This window comes from Streptomyces phaeofaciens, from assembly GCF_014648915.1.
In the GTDB taxonomy this organism is placed as follows: Bacteria; Actinomycetota; Actinomycetes; order Streptomycetales; family Streptomycetaceae; genus Streptomyces; species Streptomyces phaeofaciens.
The window spans coordinates 48,222-72,098 of sequence record NZ_BMSA01000003.1 but is presented as its reverse complement, the minus strand read 5'-3'; the positions used below and the strand labels follow the sequence as shown (position 1 = coordinate 72,098).

Below are 23,877 nucleotides of genomic sequence, written 5' to 3'. Positions count from 1 at the left end.
AGTGATGGAGTGACGGAGTGACGGAGTGACCCCTCAGGAGCTGCGCGCCTTCTGCCTGTCGTTCAACGCGGTCGTGGAGGACTTCCCGTTCCGGCCGGAGATCTCCGTGTTCAAGGTGCTGGGCAAGATGTTCGCGCTCAGCTGGACGGGCGAGCGGCCCCTGAAGGTCAACCTCAAGTGCGACCCCGAGGACGCGGTCCGGCTGCGCGCCGAGCACCCCGCTCTGATCGCCCCCGGCTACCACATGAACAAGCGGCACTGGAACACGGTGACGGTCGACGGCGACCTCCCCGACCGTCTGGTCCGTGAGCTGATCGAGGACTCCTACGACCTGGTGGTGGCCGGGCTGCCCCGGGCCGAGCGGCTCCGGCTCGACCGGTCCTGATCAGGGGTCCGCCGGCCGGGGTCCGTATGCTCGGCACATGACCGACAGCAACGCGCTCGACCCCGAGGACCGCAAGATCGTCACCCTGGCCCGTTCCGCGCGGGCGCGCAACGGTGTGCCCGAGGGGGCCGCCGTACGGGACGACACGGGACGTACGTATGTCGCCGGGACGGTCGATCTGCCGTCGCTGAAACTGAGCGCGCTGCGGACGGCGGTGGCGATGGCGGTGGCCTCGGGGGCGAAGTCGCTGGAGGCGGCGGCGGTCGTGACCGAGGCCGAGGGCGTCTCCGAGCCGGACCGGGCCGCTGTCGCGGACCTGGGGGGACCCGGGACGCCGGTGCTTCTCGCCGCCGCGGACGGGACCGTACGGCTCACCGTCTCCGCGGGCTGACGCGCCCGGGGGCGGAGCCGTCACTTCGGCCGGTTTTCCACCTTGCCGTGCTTCCGCCCCCCACGCATCAATGGAACCGTAAAATCCGACGGACCGTCAGATCCACCCCCCACCGGGACCGGTGTCCGCACCCACTCGTCCCGTTCGGTCCGGCCGTCCGTCTCCCCACACCCGTAAAGGAGCCGGAACTCCCCATGAGAGGCAAGCGAATCGGATCAGGTGCGGCACTGCTGGCCGGGGCCCTCGCGGTCACCGGGCTGGCGTTCGCACCCTCCGCCCTGGCCGTCGCACCGACGACGGCGACCTTCACCGCGAGCTGCGGTCTGTTCGGCGGCGGTGCGGCCACCCTCGAGGCCACCCAGAGCGGTACCTCCGCCACCCTCAAGCTCTCGTCCACGGCGATCACCGCGCCGATCCCGATCAGTGCGAACAGCATCAGCTCCACGCTCACGATGGCGAACTCGACCGGTGCCGCCCGGGTCTTCACCGGCGCCGTGAACCCCGCCATGGCCACCGGCGCCCCGATCACGGTCGGGCCGCTCAGCGGGACCGTGGCCTCCGGTGACAGTCTGGACATCAACGGCGGCTCGCTGAAGATGGTCGTCTTCGGGATCACCGTCACCTGTACGGCGACCGGGCCGCAGGCTCCGGGACCGTTCGTGTTCGACTGAAAACCCTGAGGGAAAAGTGCCGACGGGCCGTCAGTTTCTTTGCGGGAGCAGGAAGCTGACGGTCCATCAGTTGACATCGCCACGTCCATTGACTTCTCGTCCGATCCGCATCTCAATGCCCCCTGTCGGCGCAGAAGAGCCGCTGCGCCCACACCCTTGAGGAGGGGGCACCATGGGTTCGACACCCCGAAGATCCCGGAGACGGCGCTGGGCGTCGCTGCTCGGGGCGACCGCGCTCGCGGTCACCGCGGGCGGAGCGCTGGCGGTCCCGGCCGGCGCCGCGTCGGTGAACGTGGACTTCCCCACGCACTGTGTCCCGCCGCCGATCGCGGGCATCCCGCCGATCGACGGCACCACCACCGCGAAGATCACGGTGGACAACGCCGGCCCCAAGGTCGGCGACACCGTCACCGTGACCTACACGGTGGTCGCGCCCGCCGCCAGCAACCCCACCGACCTGGCCCTGCCGGCCGACATCATGACGCCGACGGGCAAGGTCACCCTCGGCGGCGCGCAGACCGGCAGCGTCACCGTCGCGGGACCGAAGAAGAACGACCCGGTGCCCGGCAAGGGCGTCTTCCCGTCGTTCTCCATGACCGGCACCTTCACGGTCACCACCCCCGGCGCGATCACCCTCTCGCCCGGCGACTACAACATCCACACCAGCTACATCCTGGAACTGGACACCCCCTGCACGGTGACCAACCCGCCCGCCCCGGTGTCCGAGACGGTCACCGCCGCGGACAACCCGCCGGCCAACACCCGCGCCATCAGCCTGGGTTCGGCCTCCGGCAGCCCGGGCGCGAGCGTCACGGTCACCGGCACCGGCTTCACGCCGGGCGCCACGGTCACCCTGGCCGGACGGTCCGGGACCACCCAGACCGCGGACACCGCGACCGTGACCGCGAACGCGCAGGGAGCCGTCTCGGGCTCGCTCGTCGTCAACGACCTCACCACGACCGGTGTGGTGGCGTACGAGGGCGGCGCGTGGAGCTCGGACCTGGGCGCCGGGCCCGTCGCGTACATCGTCCTCGACGACCAGCCCGTACCCGAGGGCAGTCAGAAACTGACGGCCACCGTGAAGGCCGGCACCCTGTCGATGTCCCAGGCCGGGGACGCGGTCCAGCTGTCGGCCGTCGACTTCGGCCAGGGCGGGGCCGCCACCGGTGATCTGCGCACGGTGACCGTCAAGGACTTCCGCGGCGGACCCGCGGGCTGGTCCCTGACCGGCAAGGTCACCGACTTCAGCGGCCCCGGCGCCAAGATCGACGGCGGGAAGCTGAGCTGGACACCGCAGTGCTCGACCAAGGCGGGCAGCCCCAGCACCTGCCAGGCCGGGTCGGCCGGCACCGTCGGCAGCGCGGGGGCGACCCTCGCGTCCACCCCCGACGGCACGCTCACCGGCGGCGAGTTCACCACGGACGCCCGCCTCTCCCTCGACGTACCGGCGTTCACGCCTCCGGGCACGTACTCCGGCGTCCTGACCCTCACGCTCACCTGATCCACGTCCACCGGTGGCCGGGCGCCCGCCCCGCGGGTCCGCACCCGCCCGTCCACCCCGCCGTGCCCTGACGCCCGCGGGGGGTCCGCACCCATGCGCAAGCCGTACGTCCTCCTCCTGCCCCTTCTCCTGCCCCTTCTCCTGTCTCTGCCGTTCGCCGCGCCCGCCCGGGCCGCCGACAACGGCAGCTGGTCCGTCTACCCCGTCTCCACGGCCGTCGCCGCACGGCCGTACTTCTACGTCACCGCCGATCCCGGGCAGACGATCGAGGACAAGGTCGTCGTCGCCAACCGGACCGGCGAACCGCTCACCTTCCGGCTGTACGCCGCCGACGCCTACAACACCGCGCGCGACGGCGGGTTCGCCGTCCGGTCGGTGGGGGAGCGGATGCGCGGCGTGGGCGCGTGGGCGAAGCCCGCGAAGGACCGGATCACCGTGCCGGCCCGCGGGAAGGTCACCGTGCCGGTCACCATCCGGGTACCCGAGGACGCCGAGCCCGGCGACCATCCCGGGGCGATCGTGGCCCTGGACGAGCGGGTCGAGGAGGGCGGCGGCGGGGTCGCGCTCGGTGTGCAGCGGGCCGTCGGGGCCCGCGTCTACCTCCAGGTCGGCGGGCCCACCCTGCCCGCGCTGGCCGTGGAGGACGTCCGGATCAGCCACCACCAGCCGCTCGTGCCCGGCCTCGGCGACAGCACGGCGACGATCTCCTACACCCTGCACAACACCGGGAACGTCACCCTCGACCCGAAGGTGGAACTGAAGGCGCGAGGCCTGTTCGGCCGGACCCTGTTGTCGCGCGACCTGACGAAGGTCCCCTCGGAACTGCTGCCCGGGCAGCGCGTCCGCCTCACCGAGCATTGGCAGGGCGCACCCCAACTCGACTGGGCGGACGTGAAGCTGACGGCCAGCGCCAAGGACACGAAGGAGTCGGCGAGTACGTCCTTCGTCGCGGTGCCGTGGCTGGTGACGGCGGTCGTGGCGACCGGCCTCGCCGCCGGGGCATGGCTGCTGATCAGGCGGCACCGAGCCAGGAAGGGTGCGGTGCGGCCGCGCCCCGAAGGGACGCGGGGCGCCGACATTCTGCGGCTCCGCCGCGGGGCGCGACCAGCCACAGCGGACCCGCGGACGACGACCCGCGCTTCCGGCGGAGCCTAGAGCGCGTCCGGCCCGCGCTCGCCCGTCCGCACCCGTACGACGGTCTCGACCGGCAGGGCCCAGACCTTGCCGTCGCCGATCTTGCCGGTGTGGGCGGCGCGGACGATCGCGTCGATCACGGCGTCGGAGGCCGCGTCCTCGACGACGACCTCGATCCGGACCTTGGGCACGAGGTCGACCTGGTACTCGGCGCCCCGGTACACCTCGGTGTGGCCGCGCTGGCGGCCGTAACCGCTGGCCTCGGTCACGGTCAGGCCGTGCACACCCAGCTCCTGAAGGGCCGTCTTGACCTCGTCGAGGCGGTAGGGCTTGACGATCGCGGTGATGAGCTTCATTCCTGGGGCTTGACCTTCTGGGCGGAGGGCAGGACGGACGCGCTGACCGGGGCGCCGTGGCCCAGGACGCCGTGATCGTATGCGGTCTCGGCGTGCACCGTAAGGTCCAGGCCGGTGTGCTCGTGCTCCTCGTCCGCCCGGAAACCGATCGTGCGGTCCAGCAGCCTGCCGATGCCGTACGTGACCCCGAAGGCGTAGACCGCCACGACGACCACGGCCGCCAGCTGCCTGCCGAGCTGGGTGAGACCGCCGCCGTACAGGAGGCCCTCGGGGCCGCCGGTCATCTCCTCGACCGCGAAGACGCCGATGAGCAGCGTGCCGATCACACCGCCGACGAGATGGACGCCGACGACGTCGAGGGAGTCGTCGTAGTTCAGCCGGAACTTCCAGCCCACGGCGTACGAGCAGACGACACCGGCGGCGAGCCCGACGGCCAGCGCGCCCAGCAGGGAGACCGAGCCGCAGGACGGGGTGATGGCGACCAGGCCCGCGACCGCGCCGGACGCCGCGCCGAGCGTGGTCGGGTGGCCGTCGCGCCGCTGCTCGACGAAGAGCCAGCCCAGCAGGCCGGTGCTGCCGGCGGCGAGGGTGTTGAGGAACGCGGCGGCGGCGAGGCCGTTCGCGCCGAGCGCCGAGCCCGCGTTGAAGCCGAACCAGCCGAACCAGAGAAGGCCGGCGCCCAGCATCACCATGGGCAGGTTGTGCGGACGCATCGCGTCCTTCTTGAAGCCCAGCCGCGGGCCGAGGACCAGGCACAACGCCAGTCCCGAGGCGCCCGAGACGATCTCGACGGGGAGGCCGCCCGCGAAGTCGAGGGCGCCCAGTTCCGTCAGGATCCAGCCGCCGGGGCCCCAGACCCAGTGGGCGACGGGAACGTATACCAGGAGCGCCCAGACGGGCACGAAGACCAGCCAGGCCGCGAACTTCGCCCGGTCCGCGATCGCGCCGGTGACCAGGGCGGCCGTGATGATCGCGAAGGTCAGCTGGAAGGTGGCGAAGAGCAGGGTGGGGACCGTGCCCCGGACGCTGTCCGGTCCGAGTCCCGCCATCCCGGCGTGGTCCAGGGTGCCGATCAGGCCGCCGAACGCGTCGTCGCCGAAGGCCAGGGAGTAGCCGGCGGCCAGCCAGACCACCGTGACCAGGGCGATCGACACAAAGCTCATCATGAGCATGTTCAGGACGCTCTTCGTGCGGACCATACCGCCGTAGAACAGCGCCAGACCCGGGGTCATCAGCAGGACGAGGGCGGTGGCGGCGAGCAGCCAGGCGGTGTCGCCGGTGTCGACGCGTGCGGCGGCGAGAGTCGTCACGGGGTCTCCAACGGGGTGGGGGCTCGTCAGAGATTCACCGGTGGGAGTTTCCGGTTGCGTACGGGTGTGTTTCGGTGACGTTTCGTTGCGTCCGGGTTTCCGGAAGCTCACGGTGACAAGTGGGGGCGCTCGTGTGTACGGCAGGGGTTGGTGGATCAGGGAGAATGGGCGGCATGAGCGTTCGTAACCAGTCATCCGAGCAGCCGGCCGGGACCCTGCACCGTGCCGGCTTCGCCTGCTTCGTGGGCCGCCCCAACGCGGGTAAGTCCACCCTCACGAACGCTCTGGTCGGGAAGAAGGTGGCGATCACCTCCAACCGCCCCCAGACCACCCGGCACACGGTGCGGGGCATCGTGCACCGGCCGGACGCGCAGCTGATCCTGGTGGACACGCCGGGGCTGCACAAGCCGCGCACCCTCCTGGGCGAGCGGCTGAACGACGTCGTGCGCACCACCTGGGCCGAGGTCGACGTGATCGGCTTCTGCCTGCCGGCCAACGAGAAGCTGGGCCCCGGCGACCGGTTCATCGCCAAGGAGCTGGCCGGGATCAAGCGGACGCCGAAGGTCGCGGTCGTGACGAAGACCGACCTCGTGGACTCCAAGACGCTCGCCGAGCAGCTCATCGCGATCGACCAGCTCGGCAAGGAGCTGGGCTTCGAATGGGCGGAGATCGTGCCGGTCTCGGCGGTCGGCGACCAGCAGGTCGAGCTGCTGGCGGACCTGCTCGTCCCGATGCTCCCGGAGAGCCCCGCCCTGTACCCCGAGGGCGACCTCACGGACGAGCCCGAGCAGGTGATGGTGGCCGAGCTGATCCGCGAGGCCGCGCTGGAGGGCGTCCGGGACGAGCTGCCGCACTCCATCGCCGTCGTCGTCGAGGAGATGCTGCCGCGTGAGGACCGCCCCGCGGAGCGGCCGCTGCTCGACATCCACGCCAACATCTACATCGAGCGGCCCAGCCAGAAGGGCATCATCATCGGCCCCAAGGGCAAGCGGCTGAAGGACGTGGGCATCAAGTCCCGCAAGCAGATCGAGGCGCTGCTCGGCACGCCCGTCTTCCTCGACCTGCATGTGAAGGTCGCCAAGGACTGGCAGCGCGACCCCAAGCAGCTGCGCAAGCTGGGATTCTGAGGCACCGACGGCGGGGGGCCGGCCCCCCGCCGTCAGCGGTCGCCGCCCCCCGCCGTCAGCCCTGCTCGTCGCGTTCCGCGCGGCGTGGTGTCGTCGTGGCCGCCAGGACCAGGCCCACCGCGCACAGCACGGTCGCCGTCACGGCGGCCGGGACGCTGTGCGGGCCGTGGATGGACCACGCCCAGGGCTCCGGCGTGTTGTCCCACCGCACCCCGGCCAGCAGCGTGGGCCCGAACACCGCCAGCGGCGGCAGCCAGGCCAGCCCGCTGCCGAACAGCCGGGCGCCGATCATGGCGAGCCCGAGATACCCCGCGACATTGCGGACGGCGGCCACGGTGACCTCCGCGGACGCCCCGGCCGCCATCGGCAGCACGGCCAGCAGCGTCGCGTACACCAGCACGGCGGCCATCTGCACCGCCCGGTGCCGGTGCATCGGCTGCGCGGCCGTGTGCTCCAGGTCGGCCATCGGCGAGAACGTCGTGGTGGCCAGCACCACCGCGTGCACCACGGGCACCACGGCCGCCAACGGCACGCTGTAGTCCGTCAGCTGACGCAGCTGGGGCAGCGGCACCTGCTGCCCGGCGTACACCGTGGCGGCGAGCGCCACGACCAGCGCGACCAGTGCGGCGCGCGGCACGTTGCGGCTGCGGGCGTAGCCGAGGAGCGCGCGCAGTCCCGGTGACGCGGGGGAGTACGCGAACACGCGCTTCACGCCGTCGGGGCCCTTCACCGCGGCGGCGCGGGGACGGGGCGGCAGGACCGGATGTCGTCGGCGGCGGCCGCCAGCCAGCGGTCCTGCTCGGTCACGGGCGTCTTCAGGAAGCGGTCCAGCGCGGCGGCGAACTCGTCGCTCCAGTAGCTGTTCTGGACCTGCGCGCGGCTGCGGACCACGGCCTCGAAGAGGAAGGTGTCCGGGTAGTCCCCGATCTCCTTCATCAGATGCGGCGCGCAGTTCAGCGGCGGCTGCGGCAGGGACGCGGCGAGCATGTCCTGGGTCAGCCCCTCCCGGTCGATCCCCGGGGTGTACACGGGCAGTTCGGCGGTCGGCGCGGCCCCGGACGGTGTGCCGAGCCCGCGCTCGTAGTAGGTGCGCGTCAGGCCGGGCACGGTGCCGACGGTGCGCTCGACCCGGCGCAGCGCGATGCGGACCTCGGGCAGCAGATGCCGGTCGTCGGGCCACAGACAGGCCTTGGTGCCGCCCTCGACGGCGCACACCGGCCGCTGGGGCTGCGGGGTCCGCACGGCCCAGTACAGCTCGGGCAGCGGGGCGCGGAAGGAGAACAGCGCCCCGGCGGCGACGACCGCCGCCAGCGCCACCGGCAGCAGGATGCGAAGGGCGGGGCGCACGGCCCGTCCGCGCAGCAGGCCCGGCAGGGCCAGGACCAGCAGGCCGCAGGCCAGGCACCACACGGCGGCGGTCAGCAGCCGGCCGCTGTTCGGCTGGAACGCCATGTCCCAGTGCACGTCGAGCGCCGGCACCAGCGCCCAGGGCAGCGCCGACCGCTCGTCGGAGAGCAGCGCGATGCCCACCAGCGTGGCGTACCAGCCGAGGCCGACGAAGGGGACGGCGATCCGGGACGGCGACAGGACGCCGACGACGACCCCGACCGCGGTCTGGAGGCCGACCATGGCCGCGCCGGTCAGCAGCGGCGACCACACGGGCGCGGTGACCGCGCTGACCCCGGCGGTGCGGGAGAAGGCCATGGCGGTGAAGAGCGCGTACACGGGCAGCGCCCACGCCATGGCGGAGAGCCAGACCATGACGCTCTGCTCCCAGCCGCTGCGGGCGGTCGTCTCCGCCCAGGCCAGGGTGCGGTGGCGGCGCACGCGGCCCGCGGTCCAGGCGGCGCCGGTGCTCACCAGCGGGCCCATCACCATCACGGCGAAGATCTGGACCTCGACGGAGCTCTGCGTCCACCAGCCGATCCAGTCGCTGGTCGCGGCGTCCTCGCCGAGGAAGTACCAGGCGCCGATCAGTGTCATCAGGGCGGCGATCCACCGGGACTCGCCGCGCCGCATCTCGGTCCACAGCATGCGGATCACAGCACGGCCCCCTCGGGGCCGACCAGGTGCAGATAGCCCGACTCCACGGTGCCGTCCTCGCCGGGCAGCGCGCAGAGTTCGGCCAGGGTGCCGGTGAAGCGGACCCGGCCCTCCAGCAGCACCGAGATCCGGTCGCAGGTGTGGGCGACGTCCTCGGCGAGGTGGGTGCTCATCACGACGGCGGAGTGTTCCCCGAGTCCCTTGATGAGATCGCGGAAGCCGACGCGCTGGGCCGGGTCGAGGCCGACGGTCGGCTCGTCGAGCAGTACCAGCGCGGGCCGGTTGACCATGGCCTGGGCGATGCCGACGCGGCGCAGCATGCCGCCGGAGAGGTCCCCCATCCGCCGGCCGGCGTGCTTCTCCATGGCGACCTGGCGCAGCGCCTCACGGGCCCGGTCCCGGCGCTCGCGCGAGGGGACCTTGCGCAGCCAGGCGGCGTACTCGACGAACTCCAGGGCGGTGAAGCGCGGGTAGTGGCCGAAGGACTGCGGGAGTACGCCGATCCGCTCGCGCACCGAGCGCACGGCTCTGCGGCCGCCGGCGCCGACCGTCTCGCCCAGCAGGGTGACGGTGCCCTCGTCCGGGCGGTTGGCGGTGCTGAGCAGGGACAGCAGGGTGCTCTTGCCGGCCCCGTTGGGCCCGAGCAGCCCGGTCACGCCGGTCGGGAAGCCGAGCGAGACCCCGTCGAGGGCCGTCAGGGAGCCGTAGCGGACAGTGACCTGCTCGACCGCCGCGACTGCGGCGGGGTCGTTGCCAAGGGACACGGTGTTCCTGGTTCCGTCGGTGCGGTTTCTTCTGTGCGTCTCTTCTACCGGTTCACCGGCCGGGGCGCCCCGGCCGGTGAACCGTGGTGGCCGGATCAGTTCTCGGCGGCCGCGAAACCGACGCCGCGGCTGCCCGGGACGGCGGCCCAGCTCACCTTCGTGTAGTACTTGTTGGACGTGCTGGTGCCCTTGTACGCGCCGCAGCCGTAGCCCTGCGAGTAGCTGCGGGACGCCGTGGTGATCTGGCTGTCGGGAGACCACGAGATGTCCCGCCAGACGGAGGCGGTGAACGTCCGCGTGTCGTTGACCGGGACATCGCCGCACGCCTTGACGTGGCCGGAGCCCGGGCCGGACCAGCGGTTGCTGTCCTCGGCACTGCCAGCCGTGGCGATCGCGAAGGGCAAACGGCTGCCGTTGATCTCCGCCGCCAGCGCGCTGACGGTCGGAACGGCCACCGCGAAGGCGGCCACCGCGGCCACCACGGCAGACTTGCGCTTGAACGTCATCAGACGATTCTGCACGTGAACTTCCCCCTGTTCAGGACCAATTGGTCGCCGGTCACACTATGTGTGCCGACTGTCACCTGTCTGTGCGGAAGCTCACGGAACCCTCGATCGCGATTTACCATCGCAGCTTTCGTAAATCTTTCACCCGGCTTTCCTCCCGCTGTCGTCCGCCCTCACTCCACGCCGCGGATCCGCCCCACCAGCACCGCCCCGGCGAGCCCGATCACCGCCGCCACCAGGTACAGCACCCGGTAGCCGCCGAGATACGTCACGATCGGCGCGGCGAGGGCCGGTGCCGCGACCTGGGGCAGGGCGTTGGCCACGTTGATCACGCCGAGGTCCTTGCCCCGGTCCAGGGCCTTCGGAAGGACGTCCGTCATCAGGGCGAAGTCCACGGAGGTGAACACGCCGAAGCCGATGCCCAGGACCGCCGCCGCGACGATCGCGCCCGGCCAGGTCTGCCAGACGGCGAGCATGGCCGTCGCCACCGCCATCAGCACGCCCGACCAGATCACGAACGGTTTGCGCCGGCCCGTCCGGTCCGACCAGGCGCCCCCGACGACGACGGTGGCGAGCAGCGTCAGCCCGTTGACGGCGGTCAGGATCAGCACGCCCTCGTCGGGGTCGTCGTAGTGGAGGCGGTCGCGCAGGTAGTACAGGAGGTAGAGCAGCACCAGCGCGTTGCTCAGGTTCATCAGGAACCGGGTCAGCCAGGCCCACCCCAGGTCCGGGTAGGTGCGCGGGCTGAGCCAGAAGCCCCTCAGGAAGCCCCGCCGGGACCACGGGGGCCGGTCCTCCACCGCCAGCCGCAGATCCTCGTGGCGCAGCACGTACGGCAGCACACCCAGCGCCGTGAACGCCGCGCACGCCGCATACCCCGCCCCGATGCCCCCGGCGGCCGTGGCGAGGCCCGTCCCGCCGACCACGCCCAGCACCTGGGCGGCCCCCAGCCAGCCGCCCACCGAGCCGCGCTGGAGCCGGGGCACCCGGTCCGGCACGGCCGCCGTGACGGCCGCGAAGGCCGCGTTCAGGGTCAGCTGGACCAGGCACCAGCCAAGCGCCATCGTCCACACCCCGCGGGCGCCCGCGAGCAGCAGCAACGACAGCGCCCCGCCCGCCGCCCCGGCCACGATCCACGGCGTCCGCCGGCCCCGCCGGGACGTCGTACGGTCGGACAGGGCGCCGAAGACCGGGTTCGCGGCCAGCGACACCGCCGCGCCCACTCCCGTCACCCAGGCCAGCATCGTCTCCTTGGACATGCCGGAGCCGGGCGCGAAGTCCTCGGCCTGGGAGGCCAGCAGGATCTGGAGCGGGCCGTACCAGCCCACCCAGATCGCCCCGTTGGCCAGTGACAGGGCCGACGTCCAGCCCCGGCCCACCCGTTCGACGGGCTCGGCCAGCGCGTGGGCCGGGAGCCGGTCCGCCGTCGTCATCCCTGTGCCCGCAGCACGTCCGCCAGCCAGGCGTACGACGCCTTCGGGGTCCGCGCCTGCGTCGCGAAGTCGACGTGGACCAGGCCGAAGCGGCGCGCGTAGCCCTCCGCCCACTCGAAGTTGTCCAGCAGCGACCAGACGAAGTAGCCGCGGACGTCGACGCCCGCCTGCACCGCACGGTGCAGGGCGCGGATGTGGCCGTCCAGGTAGGCGATCCGCTGCTGGTCGTCCAGCCCCTCGTAGGAGCAGCCGTTCTCGGTGATCACCACCGGCGGGAGCCGGTCGCCGTAGCGGTCCTTGAAGGTCGTCAGGAGCTCCGTGAGGCCCTCGGGGACCACCGGCCAGCCGAAGTCGGTGACCGGTACGCCCTCGATCTCCCGAACGGAGAAGGGGAGTTCGGCCGGCATGGTGATCCCGCCGAACTCGATCTCGGTGCCCTGCGGGGCGCCCACCCGGGTCGGCGCGTAGTAGTTGACGCCGTACCAGTCGAGGGGCTCGGAGATCACCTTCAGGTCGGACGCCACGTCCCCCGGCATCAGCTCGCCCAGGCCCTCCGGGTACTCGCCCAGCAGCAGCGGCTCGGCGAACAGGCGGTTCAGCAGGACGTCGTAGAAAGCCGCCGCCTCCAGGTCGGCCGGCTCCTTCGAGGCGGGCCAGGTCGGGCCGTGGGAGTTGGCGACCCCGATGTCCGCGGCACCGGCCGCGCGCAGGGCCCGTACCGCGAGACCGTGGGCCAGGAGCTGGTGGTGGGCGACCGGGAGCGCGTCGAAGAGGAGCTGCCTGCCGGGGGCGTGGGTGCCGAGCGCATGGCCCAGGAGGGTGTGCTCGGCGGGCTCGTTGAGAGTGATCCACTTGTTCACCCGGTCGCCGAGGCGGTCCACGACGACGGACACGTGGTCGGCGAACCGGGACGCGGTGTCCCGCTCCAGCCAGTCCAGGCCGGCCGGCAGGTCCCAGTGGAAGAGGGTGGGCACCGGGCGGACGCCCGCCGCGCCCAGTTCGTCCACCAGCCGGTCGTAGAAGTCGAGACCGCCGGGGGACATCACCCGGGGCCACGAGATCGAGAAGCGGTACGCGTCCACGCCCAGGCCCGCCAGCAGCGCCACGTCCTCGCGGTAGCGGTGGTAGTGGTCGCAGGCCACCGCCGCGGTCGAGCCGTCCTTCACCCGTCCCGGCTCGGCGGTGAAGGTGTCCCACACGGACGGCTCGCGCTCGTCCACCGCACCCTCGATCTGATGGGCGGAGGTGGACACACCCCACAGGAAGCCGGCCGGGAACCGGGGGATCGGGTTCGTCGCGTCACGCGGATCAGTCGCCATGGGCGGGATCATCCTTACCGGCTGGTAAGGAAGTCAACGCCCAAGCGCGAACCGGAAGTTACGCCCCTTCCTTGAGCACCCTGGACACCAGCCTCCGCTGGTCCTCGGTGAGCCGGGGGTCGGCCGCGTACACCGCCCTGCCGTCCACCGTGATCTCGTAGCTGAAGCCGTCCGGGACGCCGGCCGGGGGCGCGCCCCGGCCGGCGGAGAGCACCCGCTCGGCCAGGGCGTGCCACTCGGGCGCGTCGGCCCGCCCCGAGGTGTCCACCTCGGCGTGCCGCTCGATGCCCGCGAACCCGCCCGTGCGCCTCACCTGAATCCGCATGGGTCTCTGTGTAGTACGGAACTACAGGATCCGCACCCCCACCTGCTCCCAGGCCTTCTCCACGGCCTGGAACTCGTCCCCGCCGTCGCCGAAGCGCTCGCGGGCGGCCTTGACGGTGAGCCCGGCGAAGTCGGTGAAGAACGCCTTCGGGGAGAGTTCGCCGCCGGTCAGGACGTCGTACCAGATCAGGCCCGCCTTCTCCCAGGCGTAGCCGCCGAGGGCGGTGGCGGCCAGGTAGAACGCGTGGTTGGGGATGCCGGAGTTGATGTGGACGCCGCCGTTGTCGCGGCCGGTGCGGACGTAGTCGTCCATGGTCGCGGGCTGCGGGTCCTTGCCGAGGACGTCGTCGTCGTACGCGGTGCCCGGGGCCTTCATGGAGCGCAGGGCGGTGCCGGTGACGTCCGGGGCGAGGATCCCGGCGCCGATCAGCCAGTCGGCCTCGGCGGCCGTCTGGCCGAGCGAGTACTGCTTGATGAGCGCGCCGAAGACGTCGGACATCGACTCGTTGAGGGCGCCCGGCTGGCCGTAGTAGGTCAGGTTGGCCGTGTACTGGGTGACGCCGTGGGTCAGCTCGTGGCCGATGACGTCGATGGAGTTGGTGAAGTCGACGAAGATCTCGCCGTCGCCGTCCCCGAACACCATCTGTTCGCCGTTCCAGAAGGCGTTGTTGTAGCCCTCGTCGTAGTGGACCGTGGCGTCCAGCGGCAGTCCGTCGCCGTCGATCGAGTGGCGCCGGTAGGCCTTGAGGAACAGGTCGAAGGTGGCGCCGAGCCCGGAATAGGCGCGGTTGACGGTGGCGTCCTGGCCGGGGTCCCGGCCCTCGGCGCGGACCTCGGTGCCGGGCAGTTCCGTGCCGTGCCCGGCGTCGTAGATGGTGCGCAGCGGCTGGTCCGACGGTGCCTTCACCGCCGGGGCCGCCGCCAGGCTGAACTCGGTGGTCACCCGGCGCCTGGCGCGCAGTTCGCTGTCCCGCACCAGGGTGCGCCGGGCGGGACCGGAGAGTGCGGGGTCGTCGTTCCTGGCCAGCCTGTCCAGGACATGCGGCGGAACGACCGTGCAGAAGACGGGCTCGAAGCCCCCGTGCGTCGTCATGCCCGGCACCCTTGCACTGTGTTATCCCGCTGTCACCACCCGCAACCATGATTGGTGAAAAACGGTGACATAGGGACCCGATTCGCCGGGCCGAGTGGTATGGCACACGTTTTGCCCCTTTTGCTGGGGTTGCTCACGACGGTCCCGCATACTGATACGGACCCGCGCGGCACAGGCGGCTCGGCTAGAGTGCGGAGCACTATGCGTTTCGGGCTGCTTCTCCTTAGCTGCCGCGGCGAGGGCCTGTAAGCCAGGTCGACTCCCTCCCCGCGGAGCTTCGTGTTGCGTCGTCGGCCGTCCTTCCGGACATCCTGAGGAGCCCCGCAATCATGGCGAACCGCCAGCAGCCCAGCCGTATGCCGATCCACAAGTACGGACAGTACGACCAGGTCGACATCGCCGACCGCACGTGGCCGAGCAACCGGATCACCGTCGCCCCGCGCTGGCTCTCCACCGACCTGCGGGACGGGAACCAGGCCCTGATCGACCCCATGTCGCCCGAGCGCAAGCGCCGGATGTTCGACCAGCTGGTCAAGATGGGCTACAAGGAGATCGAGGTCGGCTTCCCCGCCTCCGGCCAGACCGACTTCGACTTCGTGCGCTCGATCATCGAGGAAGAGGGCGCGATCCCGGACGATGTCACCATCTCCGTACTGACCCAGGCCCGCGAGGACCTGATCGAGCGGACCGTGGAGTCCCTGAAGGGCGCCAGGCGGGCGACCGTCCACCTGTACAACGCCACCGCCCCGGTCTTCCGCCGGGTGGTCTTCCGCGGCTCGAAGGACGACATCAAGCAGATCGCCGTCGACGGCACCCGCCTGGTGATGGAGTACGCCGAGAAGCTGCTGGGCCCCGAGACGGAGTTCGGCTACCAGTACAGCCCCGAGATCTTCACCGACACCGAGCTGGACTTCGCCCTGGAGGTCTGCGAGGCGGTGATGGACGTCTACCAGCCCGGACCGGGCCGCGAGATCATCCTGAACCTGCCGGCCACGGTCGAGCGCTCCACCCCGTCCACCCACGCCGACCGCTTCGAGTGGATGAGCCGCAACCTCTCGCGCCGCGAGCACGTCGTGATCTCCGTCCACCCGCACAACGACCGCGGCACCGCCGTCGCCGCCGCCGAGCTGGCCCTGATGGCCGGCGCCGACCGCGTCGAGGGCTGCCTGTTCGGCCAGGGCGAGCGCACCGGCAACGTCGACCTGGTCACCCTGGGCATGAACCTGTTCTCGCAGGGCGTCGACCCGCAGATCGACTTCTCCGACATCGACGAGATCCGTCGTACGTGGGAGTACTGCAACCAGATGGAGGTCCACCCGCGCCACCCGTACGTGGGCGACCTGGTCTACACGTCCTTCTCCGGCTCCCACCAGGACGCCATCAAGAAGGGCTTCGACGCGATGGAGGCCGACGCGGCCGCCAGGGGCGTCACCGTCGACGACATCGAGTGGGCGGTCCCGTACCTGCCGATCGACCCCAAGGACGTCGGCCGCTCCTACGAGGCCGTCATCCGGGTCAACTCGCAGTCCGGCAAGGGCGGTATCGCGTACGTCCTGAAGAACGACCACAAGCTGGACCTGCCGCGCCGGATGCAGATCGAGTTCTCGAAGCTGATCCAGGCCAAGACCGACGCCGAGGGCGGCGAGGTCACCGGCTCCGCCATCTGGTCGGTCTTCCAGGACGAGTACCTGCCGAACCCGGAGAACCCCTGGGGCCGCATCCAGGTCCGCACGGGCCAGTCGACGACCGACACCGACGGCGTGGACACCCTCACGGTCGAGGCGACGGTCGACGGCGCCGACACCGTCCTGTCCGGCTCCGGCAATGGTCCGATCTCGGCCTTCTTCGACGCCCTGCAGTCCATCGGCGTCGACGTACGCCTGCTGGACTACCAGGAGCACACGATGAGCGAGGGAGCCTCCGCGCAGGCCGCCTCGTACATCGAATGCGCGATCGGCGACAAGGTTCTGTGGGGCATCGGCATCGACGCGAACACGACGCGTGCCTCGCTGAAGGCGGTCGTCTCCGCCGTCAACCGCGCGACGCGATAGTCCCCCCGACCGGGAGTTTCGAGGCCCTGACCGCTGTATACGGCGGTCAGGGCCCGTCGTTTATCGGCCACCCCGCCGAGGAGGTCACGGAAAGGTCTCGTCCAGGGTGCTGACTACTCCTGGCGGATGTGGCTAACATCACGCAGACGCGGCGATGTTGCCACGTGGTTACGGAGGTGCGACGTGCTGCCAGGACGGGGACGCAACGGCCAGGTCACCAGGCTTGCCCGCATCCTGGGAACACGCACCGCCTGGACACCCGTCGGAGACGGCGAGTTCTTCTGCCCCGGCTGCGGCGGCGACCGCAACTACCAGCGGCTGACCGGCCGGCGCCGCTTCACCCTGCTGGGCGTACCCGTCCTCCCGCGCGGCGAGACCGGACCCGTCGTGGAGTGCGCCGCCTGCCAGCAGCAGTACGGCACCGACGCCCTCGACCACCCCACCACCACCCGCTTCTCCGCGATGCTCCGCGACGCCGTGCACACCGTCGCCCTCGCGGTCCTCTCCGCCGGCGGCACCTGCGCGCCGACGTCCCTGGAGACCGCCGCGGGCGCGGTCCGCGCGGCCGGCTTCACCGACTGCACCCGCGAGCAGCTCGCCGCCCTCGTCGACGCCCTCGCCTCCGACACCGGCCGCATCTACGGCGACCCCTGCGGCGCCGGGCTCGCCATAGAGCTCCACGAGGCCCTCGACCCGCTCGCCCCGCACCTCGCGTCCATCGGCCGCGAATCGATCCTGCTCCAGGGCGCCCGTATCGCCCTCGCCGACGGCCCGTACACCCCGGCCGAGCGGGAGGTCCTGGCCACGGTCGGCGCCGCCCTGACGATCCGCGCGGACGACGTGACACGCCTGCTGGCGGCGGCGGGTACCCCGTCCTGAACCTCGCGGACGCGACCATGGGAACGATCCGGTCGCCTTCGTCAGGGAGCAGGGATGACCCTTCCGATCCGTACCCTCGTCGCCACCGCCGTCCTCCTCGGTCCGTTCACCTCGGTGCCGGCCGCTGCCGCCGCCACCCGCTGCTCCGTCTCGGTGCCCTACGCCGCCGGCCGGGACGGCTACGCCTCGTACCGGATCCCGGCCGCCGTGGCCACCCGGCGGGGCACGCTGCTCGCCTTCGCCGAGGGGCGGCGGGACGGGGCCGGTGACACCGGGGACATCGACATCGTCCTGCGCCGCTCCACCGACGGCGGCTGCACCTGGGACCCGCTGACCGTGGTCGCCGCCGGGGCCGGGCACACCCGGGGCAACCCGGCGCCCGTGGTCGACCCGCGCACCGGGGCCGTCGTCCTGGTCAGCTGCTCCAACGAGGGCACCGCCACCGAGGCCGAGATCATGCGCGGCGAGGCACCCGTCCGCCGTGTGCACGTGCAGCACAGCTGGGACGACGGGCGCCGCTTCACCGCGCCCCGGGACATCACCGACGACGTCCGGCTGCCGTCCTGGCGCTGGTACGCCACGGGCCCCGGGCACGCTCTCGCGCTCACCCGGGGCCCGTACGCGGGGCGCCTGGTCGTCCCCGCCAACCATTCCGCGGCCCCGCCCGCCGGCTCCCCCGACACCGGCCGCGAATCCCGCTACTACGGCGCCCACGCCCTGGTCAGCGACGACGGAGGCGGTCACTGGCGGCTGGGCTTCGTCGACGGCGCCTACGACGGCACCGTCAACGCCAACGAGAGCACCGCCGCCCAACTCCTCGACGGAACCCTCTACTTCAACGCCCGCGACCAGGGCGGCACCGCCCCCGGCAACCGGCTCGACGCCTTCTCGCGGGACGGCGGCGACACCCTCGTGCGGCCCTACGCCCCGCAGCCCACCCTCGCGGACGTGCCGGTCGTCCAGGGCAGCGTGCTCCAACTGGACCGGCCCGACGGGCCGTTGCTGTTCTCCGGCCCCGCCGAGCCCACCGCCCGCCGGTCGCTGACCGTCCGGCGCGGCACCGGGACCGGCGCCGGGGTGGACTTCACCCCCGCGGTGACCCTCTCCACGCTCCCCGCCGCCTACTCCGACCTGGTGCCGCTGGACACCGGGACCACCGGCGTGCTGTACGAGACGGGGGCGGCGGGACCGTACGAGACGATCGAGTTCCGCCGGCTGGAAGGGCTGTAGGGGGCCGGCGAAGCCGCGTCTAGGGCAGCTGCCGCTGGTAGGTCCTGTCGTCGTCGGAGTCGTACACGAGGGTGCCCGCCGTGTCGTAGCCCTTGACGTGCGGGGCCAGGGTGACCTGCTGTTCCAGGGTGCCGGCGGCGACGAACCAGCCGTGGTCGAGCGTGGCGGTCACGGCGGCGGCGTCGCCGTAGGAGACGGTCACCTTCGCGACCGACGACTCCACCGTGCCGATGGCGCCCCAGCGGAAGGGGAGTTTCCAGCGGCCCTTGTCGATCACCGACTGCTGGTAGAGATCGCCGCCGTTGAGGTCGGGCACGACCTTGCCCACGTCCGGCCCGCTGGCGTCGCCGGAGCTGACACTGATGCCGGACGACTCACCGTCCTCGATGGTGCAGATCACCCGGGAGCCCGCCGGCTGCTCCCGCGCCCCGACGACGTAGAAGCCGTCGCCCGGGGAGTTGGAGTCGCCGGTCTTCCGCATCGCCAGGACGATCCGGTAGTCCTCGGGCTCGCCGAGCAGGTCGCGGTGGCCGGCCATTCCCGAGCGTTCGGCCTTCAGGCAGTCCGTCAGCCCGTCCGCCGCCTGCTCGAAGGTGATCCCGTCGAGCAGCTGCCCGTCCGTCGCCGGCCGGGCGGGTCCTGACGACTTCGTCGACGGGGACGCCGCCGGGGTGTCCGGCGCGCTGACGGACGGCTTCGGGGCCGCCGTGTCCGCGCTCCGGCCCCCGTTCGCCCCGGACACCGCGTACGCCCCGGCCGGCACCGCGGCCAGCGCCACCAGCGCCGCTCCGGCCGCCGCCACCCGCCGTCGCCGCTCGGCCAGTCCGCGCCGCCGGATCGCCGGGTAGGGCGCCGGCGCGGGCCGGATGGCGTGGGCGTCCTCGGCCAGCAGCTCACGCAGCTGCTCCTCGAAGCCGGGCTCGAAGTCCCGCTCGTCGTCCCGCTGTTCCGCGTTCACCTGCCGCCTCCCCGACCGGAGACCGTACGGCTCGGAGCCAGTCCCGGATATGTACGCAACTTCGCCAGCCCCTTCGACGCCTGGCTCTTGACCGTGCCGGTCGAACAGCCGAGCACCTCGGCCACCTCCGCCTCGGAGAGGTCCTCCCAGTACCGGAGCACCACCACGGCCCGCTGCTTCGTGGGCAGCCGGGCGAGCCCCTCCATGAGGGAACCGCGCTCCTCCAGCCGCCCGGCGGTGTCGTCGTGCCCCATCCGCTCCGGCGGCGCGGCGGTCAGCGCCTCGGTGACGCGCCGCTTGCGGAACCGGTCGCTGTTGCAGCTGACCAGCATCCGCCGGACGTACGCCTCCGGGTTGTCGCTCCGCGAGATCCGCCGCCACGACCGGTACGCCTTGGCCAGCGCGGTCTGCGTCAGGTCCTCCGCGTGATGGACGTCACCGGTGAGCAGATAGGCGGTTCGTACGAGCCGCGACCACCGCGCTCTGACGAACTCCTGGAACCGGTCCTCTAGTTCGGACTGCATCAGCACCCTCCTCGCCCTCCAGACCACCGATGGGGCGGAATCGGTTGCCCGGGGCACGGGGCCGGGTTGGAATGGACGGATGACGACCTTCGACCACGAGGGGGCCTGGGATCCGGGCGCGCCCGGTGTGCTGCGGCTGCCGTCCGGGCGGCTGGTGCGGGGGCGGGGGCTGCGCCGCCCGCTCGACCCGGCGGCGCCCGCCCCGCAGTACGGCCTGTATCTGCTGGGGGACCGGCCGCCCGAGGTGCCCTGGGAGGCGCGCTGGGTCCGCTGGCCCGACTTCCGCCTCCCGGCGGACCGCACGGACGCCCGCGCGGCGCTCACCGGGGCGTGGGAACGGGCCGCGGGGGCGCGCGTGGAGGTCGCCTGCGGCGGCGGTCGCGGCCGGACCGGGACGGCGCTGGCGTGCCTGGCGGTGCTGGACGGCGTGCCGGCCGGCGAGGCGGTCGCGTTCGTGCGCCGGCACTACGACCGGCACGCCGTGGAGACGCCCTGGCAGCGGCGTTATGTGCGGCGGTTCGCGGGTCCCGGGTCGCTCACAGGGCCAGCGACATGAGGAGGCGGTGTTCGCCGGGCCCGAAGTAGTCCGGGCGCGGGCCCGCGGGTTCGGGGACGAAGCCCAGGGAGCGGTAGAGGGCGACCGCGGAGTCGTTGCCGGGTTCCACGGAGAGCCACACCGAGTGGGTGCCCTTCGCGCGTAGACGTCCCAGGATTCTCGTCATCAGTTCCCGTCCGAGCCCCTGCCGGCGCAGCTCGGGGGTGATGCCGAGGCTGAGGATCCAGCTCTGCGCGTCGTGCGGCGGGGTCGCGAGCACGTAACCCCGCAGATCCTTTTCGCCGTCCTCCACGACCAGCAGGAACTCCGGGAAGGCGGTGAGGAGCTGGCGCAGCACGAAGAACGGGTAGGGGTCGGCCGGGAAGGCCTTCGCGTCGAGGCGGACGATATGGGGGAGATCCTCCTCGGTGACCGCTCTGATCCGTAAGGGCCTTTCTCCGGACACCTGGTTCAGCATCGAACCGGCGACCGACGGAAAACGATCTCCGGGAAGAGGAGTCATACCGTCCCCTTGTGGGTGTCGACCGAATTGCGGCTTGTGTGATTTCCTGCCCGATCACCCCATCATTGCCCGCCGCATCTTCGCCTTCAAGACCCCGTCATACTGCTACGCTTAACCATGACCTCCGGACCGCCAACCGCCGCCGATCGGACGCTGAATGCAGACGTGCGGTGGGACGACTTTGATCCCCATCAGTACGTCGGCCACAACTACCTCGTCATGCAGGCCGTCGACGAGGAGATCGTCACTCTCGTCCGCGATCATTTCAGTGATCATTTCGAGGGAGGTGATCGCGTTCCGCGCGGTATTGACGTAGGTGCCGGCCCGAATCTCTATCCGGCCTTCTCGATGCTCCCCTGGTGCGACAGCATCACCCTTCTGGAGCGTTCCGCGCAGAACCGGCGGTACCTCCTCGGGCAGCGCGACGGGGACGACGCGCACCAGCGGGACGGGTACGACGCCCACTGGGACCCGTTCTGGAAGGTCCTCTGCGGGCGCAAGGGCTACGCGGACCTGGACGACCCCCGCGAGCGGTTCAAGAAGGTCGTCGAGGACCCCATCGAGGGCAGTCTGTTCGAGCTGTGCGGCGCGAAGCCCGGCTGGGACGTCGGCACGATGTTCTTCGTCGCCGAATCCATCACCACCTCCCTCGAAGAATTCCAGCGGGGCGTGCACTGCTTCATGCATGCCCTGAAGCCCGGCGCGCCTTTCGCCACCGCATTCATGGAGCATTCCCAGGGATATCGCGTCGGCGATATCGAGTTCCCCGCCCGAGACATCGACACGAATGATGTCAGGACGGCACTCGGCGATTTCGTCGAGTCCACCGTGGACATTCAGCGTCTGCATACGAGCGATCTCGTACGCGACGGATACACCGGAATGATCCTGGCCCGCGGCCGACGGAAAGAATGACGTCGACCGCTTTTCCATGGTGACGGGCCTGTGCGAGGGGAATGGGCATGCAGATCAAGCCGAGACAGAATCTGCTCGAAGTATGGCAGGCCGTCGCCCGCCATTCCTTCGACGACGGCGAATGGGACTGGGGTGAATGGGGCGGTCGCAGCAGTGTCGCCGACGCCGAGCGACTGCTCTGCCTGCTCTATCCCGCCACCGAGATCGAGCCGTTCCGTCTCGACGACCCCGACACCACCGAACTCGACGTGGAAAGGGCCCTCCGGCACGCCGGTGACTCCAGCGAGATTCCCACGAACCTCGTGGAGATCCTCGCCGACTTCATGGGGAAGCACCGCGGTGAGGAGAGCCCCACGTTCGCCGGCGGCTACTACTTCGCCGCCGAGGACCCGAAGCACGAACTCAGCGAGGAACAAAGGGAACTGGGCGTCGTCGACTCCTACTCCATGTCGATCACCCTCTGCCTGGCCACCCTCGGCTTCCTCAAGGTCTACCGGGGCAAGACCCAGCGGGCCTCCACCCTCGCCCGGATCGACCAGCTCCGCGAGGAGACCAGCGCCCGGCTGACCGCCGCCATGGTGAGCCTGCTGCGCTCCTTCACCGTCAACGTCGTCGACATCGCCTCCGACCAGGGCCAGGCGCTCGCCCGGCTGCTCGGCCGCGGCCGGCTCTCCGACCGGCAGGTCCTCCAGCGCTTCCAGGACCGCTTCAAGTCGCTGCGCGCCCTCATCACCGAGAGCGTCACCCTCGGTCTCGACACCGACGTCACCGACCAGCTCCGCAACGAGAACCGCCTGTTCGAGTGCGGCTGGGCCTGGAGCCTGGTGAAGGGCGCCCCCGAGGTCGAGCTGGAGCCCAAGACCGCCGAGGACGTCGGCAAGCAGCCCCAGGGCGTCGCCCGCGCCGTGCCCTACCTGTACTTCACCGTCGTCGCCCTCGACGGCATCCCCGACCTGTCCTCCGAGCGCACCCTCGTCCTCGGTCTGCTCAACGCCGAACAGCAGAAGCTGGCCGACGCGCTCCGGCTGCGCTGGGAGATCACCCAGCAGTACTGGTCCGCCATCGCCCGCTTCGACGGCGGCACCTGGCCGCTGGAGGAGATCCCCTGGCGCACCACGCTCCAGCAGCTGGAGTCGGAGTACTTCTCCCTCTCCGTCGCCTCCATCCTCGTCCACGACCTCGTCCGCCGCCGCGCCACCGACGACGACCTCACCCGCACCGTCGCCGTCATGGAACGCCTCGCCGAACGCGGCCGCATCACCAGCAGCACCACCCGGGACGACCCGGCGATCGGACTGCACAACCCCGGGGTCACCCTCCCGTTGCTGGGCAGCGAGGAACTCGGCCCGGCCATGAAGTGGACGATGGGCGACTTCTCCGCACAGCTGCTCAAGCGGACCATCCAGCTGTGCGCGCTGTCGCGGAACATCGGCTCCCAGGACCGCCTGCTGCGGCTCGCCGAGGACATCCTCGACCACCTCTGGCAGCGCCGCGTCAGCGAGGGCGAAGGCGTCGGCCTCTGGGACAACGTCCATGCCGTCTACCCCGAATCACCCGTCCGCCAGGGCCCGTTGTCGTGGAGCATCACCGAGCGCGTCACCGAGTGCATGGTCGCCGCGCACGCCCTCTACGCCCAGGACCCGATCCGCAGCACCGACGTCAGCGGGCTCGCCCAGGCGACACTCAGCGAGGCCGCCCACCTCTTCGGAAAAGAACAGATGCAGCAACCCGCGCCCGCGCCCAAGAGCCCCCAGGGGGAAGAGATCAAGGGCATCGAGGCCGACCTGCGCCGCGCCCGGCTGCTCGTCGACAAACAGCCCGGCACCGCCCACGCGCTGGCCCTCGGCGTCCTCATCCGGCTCGACACCCTGGCCCGCGCCCGCGGCACCGGCCGGGGGGTGTGAT

General features: G+C 71.5%; 25 protein-coding genes. 12 read left to right on the top strand and 13 right to left on the bottom strand.

From position 1 onward, the window contains the following. Positions 1-25: 25 nt before the first annotated feature. The 5 genes from IE275_RS07335 to IE275_RS07315 all read left to right on the top strand — a co-directional run bounded on the left by IE275_RS07335 (position 26) and on the right by IE275_RS07315 (position 4,103). Positions 26-385, top strand: coding sequence for an MmcQ/YjbR family DNA-binding protein (locus IE275_RS07335; protein ID WP_189708914.1), 360 nt, complete (start codon positions 26-28; stop codon positions 383-385). A 37-nt stretch (positions 386-422) separates the two neighbouring features. After that, positions 423-776, top strand: coding sequence for a cytidine deaminase (locus tag IE275_RS07330; RefSeq protein ID WP_189708912.1), 354 nt, complete (start codon positions 423-425; stop codon positions 774-776). A 194-nt stretch (positions 777-970) separates the two neighbouring features. After that, positions 971-1,447, top strand: coding sequence for a hypothetical protein (locus IE275_RS07325; protein WP_189708910.1), 477 nt, complete (start codon positions 971-973; stop codon positions 1,445-1,447). 172 nt (positions 1,448-1,619) lie between these two features. Beyond that, a complete protein-coding gene (locus IE275_RS07320) occupies positions 1,620-2,948 on the top strand; it encodes a beta-xylosidase (RefSeq protein ID WP_189708908.1) in 1,329 nt (442 codons plus the stop codon). 93 nt (positions 2,949-3,041) lie between these two features. Then, positions 3,042-4,103 carry a WxL protein peptidoglycan domain-containing protein gene (locus IE275_RS07315; protein WP_189708906.1) on the top strand — a complete coding sequence of 354 codons (1,062 nt, stop codon included), beginning with the start codon at positions 3,042-3,044 and terminating at the stop codon, positions 4,101-4,103. Here the strand turns inward: IE275_RS07315 and IE275_RS07310 are convergent. Both IE275_RS07310 and IE275_RS07305 read right to left on the bottom strand, forming a co-directional pair. After that, positions 4,100-4,438: a P-II family nitrogen regulator gene (locus IE275_RS07310; RefSeq protein WP_189708904.1), complete on the bottom strand. Its 339-nt coding sequence runs from the start codon at positions 4,436-4,438 to the stop codon at positions 4,100-4,102. The genes IE275_RS07315 and IE275_RS07310 overlap by 4 nt on opposite strands. Further along, the gene (locus IE275_RS07305; RefSeq protein ID WP_189708902.1) at positions 4,435-5,748 is read right to left on the bottom strand and encodes an ammonium transporter; all 1,314 of its coding nucleotides are present in this window, start codon (positions 5,746-5,748) and stop codon (positions 4,435-4,437) included. The genes IE275_RS07310 and IE275_RS07305 overlap by 4 nt, the downstream gene beginning before the upstream one ends. Before the next feature lie 173 nt (positions 5,749-5,921). Between IE275_RS07305 and era the strand changes: the two genes are divergently transcribed. Next, positions 5,922-6,875 (top strand): GTPase Era, encoded by a 954-nt coding sequence (gene era / locus IE275_RS07300; RefSeq protein WP_189708900.1) that lies wholly within the window; start codon positions 5,922-5,924, stop codon positions 6,873-6,875. Between the two features lie 55 nt (positions 6,876-6,930). Here era and IE275_RS07295 read toward each other — a convergent pair whose 3' ends face one another. The 8 genes from IE275_RS07295 to IE275_RS07260 form a co-directional block, all read right to left on the bottom strand. Then, a complete protein-coding gene (locus tag IE275_RS07295) occupies positions 6,931-7,587 on the bottom strand; it encodes a hypothetical protein (RefSeq protein WP_189708898.1) in 657 nt (218 codons plus the stop codon). Positions 7,588-7,601: 14 nt separating this feature from the next. Beyond that, positions 7,602-8,918, bottom strand: coding sequence for a hypothetical protein (locus IE275_RS07290; RefSeq protein ID WP_189708896.1), 1,317 nt, complete (start codon positions 8,916-8,918; stop codon positions 7,602-7,604). Further along, the gene (locus tag IE275_RS07285) at positions 8,915-9,682 is read right to left on the bottom strand and encodes an ATP-binding cassette domain-containing protein (protein ID WP_229870148.1); all 768 of its coding nucleotides are present in this window, start codon (positions 9,680-9,682) and stop codon (positions 8,915-8,917) included. The genes IE275_RS07290 and IE275_RS07285 overlap by 4 nt, the downstream gene beginning before the upstream one ends. Positions 9,683-9,777: 95 nt before the next feature. After that, positions 9,778-10,188, bottom strand: a complete 411-nt coding sequence (locus tag IE275_RS07280; protein WP_189708894.1) for a hypothetical protein — start codon at positions 10,186-10,188, stop codon at positions 9,778-9,780. A gap of 173 nt (positions 10,189-10,361) precedes the next feature. Beyond that, the gene (locus IE275_RS07275; RefSeq protein ID WP_189708892.1) at positions 10,362-11,621 is read right to left on the bottom strand and encodes an MFS transporter; all 1,260 of its coding nucleotides are present in this window, start codon (positions 11,619-11,621) and stop codon (positions 10,362-10,364) included. Further along, on the bottom strand, positions 11,618-12,940 hold the full coding sequence (locus IE275_RS07270; RefSeq protein WP_189708890.1) for a GH1 family beta-glucosidase: 1,323 nt from the start codon (positions 12,938-12,940) through the stop codon (positions 11,618-11,620). Before IE275_RS07270 ends, IE275_RS07275 begins: the two co-directional genes overlap by 4 nt. A gap of 58 nt (positions 12,941-12,998) precedes the next feature. Further along, entirely contained in the window at positions 12,999-13,265 is a 267-nt protein-coding gene (locus IE275_RS07265) for a protealysin inhibitor emfourin (protein ID WP_189708888.1), read from the bottom strand. Between the two features lie 21 nt (positions 13,266-13,286). Continuing rightward, positions 13,287-14,357, bottom strand: a complete 1,071-nt coding sequence (locus IE275_RS07260; protein WP_189708886.1) for a M4 family metallopeptidase — start codon at positions 14,355-14,357, stop codon at positions 13,287-13,289. Between the two features lie 329 nt (positions 14,358-14,686). On the opposite strand from IE275_RS07260, the gene leuA reads away from it, so the two are divergent. The 3 genes from leuA to IE275_RS07245 all read left to right on the top strand — a co-directional run bounded on the left by leuA (position 14,687) and on the right by IE275_RS07245 (position 18,517). Then, positions 14,687-16,408, top strand: coding sequence for a 2-isopropylmalate synthase (leuA, locus tag IE275_RS07255; RefSeq protein ID WP_189708884.1), 1,722 nt, complete (start codon positions 14,687-14,689; stop codon positions 16,406-16,408). A 183-nt stretch (positions 16,409-16,591) separates the two neighbouring features. Continuing rightward, positions 16,592-17,287 (top strand): tellurite resistance TerB family protein, encoded by a 696-nt coding sequence (locus tag IE275_RS07250; RefSeq protein ID WP_189708882.1) that lies wholly within the window; start codon positions 16,592-16,594, stop codon positions 17,285-17,287. A 54-nt stretch (positions 17,288-17,341) separates the two neighbouring features. Next, complete coding sequence (locus IE275_RS07245; RefSeq protein WP_189708880.1) at positions 17,342-18,517, top strand: sialidase family protein; 1,176 nt, start codon at positions 17,342-17,344, stop codon at positions 18,515-18,517. A gap of 19 nt (positions 18,518-18,536) precedes the next feature. Here the strand turns inward: IE275_RS07245 and IE275_RS07240 are convergent, their stop codons facing one another. Together IE275_RS07240 and IE275_RS07235 are read right to left on the bottom strand one after the other, a co-directional pair. Further along, positions 18,537-19,475 (bottom strand): hypothetical protein, encoded by a 939-nt coding sequence (locus IE275_RS07240; protein ID WP_189708878.1) that lies wholly within the window; start codon positions 19,473-19,475, stop codon positions 18,537-18,539. After that, entirely contained in the window at positions 19,472-19,999 is a 528-nt protein-coding gene (locus IE275_RS07235) for a SigE family RNA polymerase sigma factor (RefSeq protein WP_189708876.1), read from the bottom strand. The genes IE275_RS07240 and IE275_RS07235 overlap by 4 nt, the downstream gene beginning before the upstream one ends. Before the next feature lie 79 nt (positions 20,000-20,078). On the opposite strand from IE275_RS07235, the gene IE275_RS07230 reads away from it, so the two are divergent. Beyond that, positions 20,079-20,555: a protein-tyrosine phosphatase family protein gene (locus IE275_RS07230; RefSeq protein WP_189708874.1), complete on the top strand. Its 477-nt coding sequence runs from the start codon at positions 20,079-20,081 to the stop codon at positions 20,553-20,555. On the opposite strand, the gene IE275_RS07225 is transcribed toward IE275_RS07230, so the two are convergent. Further along, a complete protein-coding gene (locus IE275_RS07225) occupies positions 20,536-21,000 on the bottom strand; it encodes a GNAT family N-acetyltransferase (protein WP_229870147.1) in 465 nt (154 codons plus the stop codon). The two genes, IE275_RS07230 and IE275_RS07225, sit on opposite strands and share 20 nt — an antisense overlap. Positions 21,001-21,174: 174 nt before the next feature. Between IE275_RS07225 and IE275_RS07220 the strand changes: the two genes are divergently transcribed. Both IE275_RS07220 and IE275_RS07215 read left to right on the top strand, forming a co-directional pair. Continuing rightward, positions 21,175-21,972: an SCO2525 family SAM-dependent methyltransferase gene (locus tag IE275_RS07220; protein ID WP_189708870.1), complete on the top strand. Its 798-nt coding sequence runs from the start codon at positions 21,175-21,177 to the stop codon at positions 21,970-21,972. Positions 21,973-22,019: 47 nt separating this feature from the next. Next, on the top strand, positions 22,020-23,876 hold the full coding sequence (locus tag IE275_RS07215; protein WP_189708868.1) for an SCO2524 family protein: 1,857 nt from the start codon (positions 22,020-22,022) through the stop codon (positions 23,874-23,876). The last annotated feature ends 1 nt before the right edge of the window (position 23,877 follow it).

Coding starts and splice junctions, on each gene's coding strand:
- IE275_RS07275 (WP_189708892.1), bottom strand. CDS start 11,621: ATGACGACGGCGGACCGGCTCCCGGCCCACGCGCTGGCCGAGCCCGTC.
- IE275_RS07245 (WP_189708880.1), top strand. CDS start 17,342: ATGACCCTTCCGATCCGTACCCTCGTCGCCACCGCCGTCCTCCTCGGT.
- IE275_RS07310 (WP_189708904.1), bottom strand. CDS start 4,438: ATGAAGCTCATCACCGCGATCGTCAAGCCCTACCGCCTCGACGAGGTC.
- IE275_RS07325 (WP_189708910.1), top strand. CDS start 971: ATGAGAGGCAAGCGAATCGGATCAGGTGCGGCACTGCTGGCCGGGGCC.
- IE275_RS07315 (WP_189708906.1), top strand. CDS start 3,042: ATGCGCAAGCCGTACGTCCTCCTCCTGCCCCTTCTCCTGCCCCTTCTC.
- IE275_RS07235 (WP_189708876.1), bottom strand. CDS start 19,999: ATGCAGTCCGAACTAGAGGACCGGTTCCAGGAGTTCGTCAGAGCGCGG.
- IE275_RS07215 (WP_189708868.1), top strand. CDS start 22,020: ATGCAGATCAAGCCGAGACAGAATCTGCTCGAAGTATGGCAGGCCGTC.
- IE275_RS07230 (WP_189708874.1), top strand. CDS start 20,079: ATGACGACCTTCGACCACGAGGGGGCCTGGGATCCGGGCGCGCCCGGT.
- leuA (WP_189708884.1), top strand. CDS start 14,687: ATGGCGAACCGCCAGCAGCCCAGCCGTATGCCGATCCACAAGTACGGA.
- IE275_RS07265 (WP_189708888.1), bottom strand. CDS start 13,265: ATGCGGATTCAGGTGAGGCGCACGGGCGGGTTCGCGGGCATCGAGCGG.
- era (WP_189708900.1), top strand. CDS start 5,922: ATGAGCGTTCGTAACCAGTCATCCGAGCAGCCGGCCGGGACCCTGCAC.
- IE275_RS07330 (WP_189708912.1), top strand. CDS start 423: ATGACCGACAGCAACGCGCTCGACCCCGAGGACCGCAAGATCGTCACC.
- IE275_RS07220 (WP_189708870.1), top strand. CDS start 21,175: ATGACCTCCGGACCGCCAACCGCCGCCGATCGGACGCTGAATGCAGAC.
- IE275_RS07320 (WP_189708908.1), top strand. CDS start 1,620: ATGGGTTCGACACCCCGAAGATCCCGGAGACGGCGCTGGGCGTCGCTG.
- IE275_RS07270 (WP_189708890.1), bottom strand. CDS start 12,940: ATGGCGACTGATCCGCGTGACGCGACGAACCCGATCCCCCGGTTCCCG.
- IE275_RS07280 (WP_189708894.1), bottom strand. CDS start 10,188: ATGACGTTCAAGCGCAAGTCTGCCGTGGTGGCCGCGGTGGCCGCCTTC.
- IE275_RS07260 (WP_189708886.1), bottom strand. CDS start 14,357: ATGACGACGCACGGGGGCTTCGAGCCCGTCTTCTGCACGGTCGTTCCG.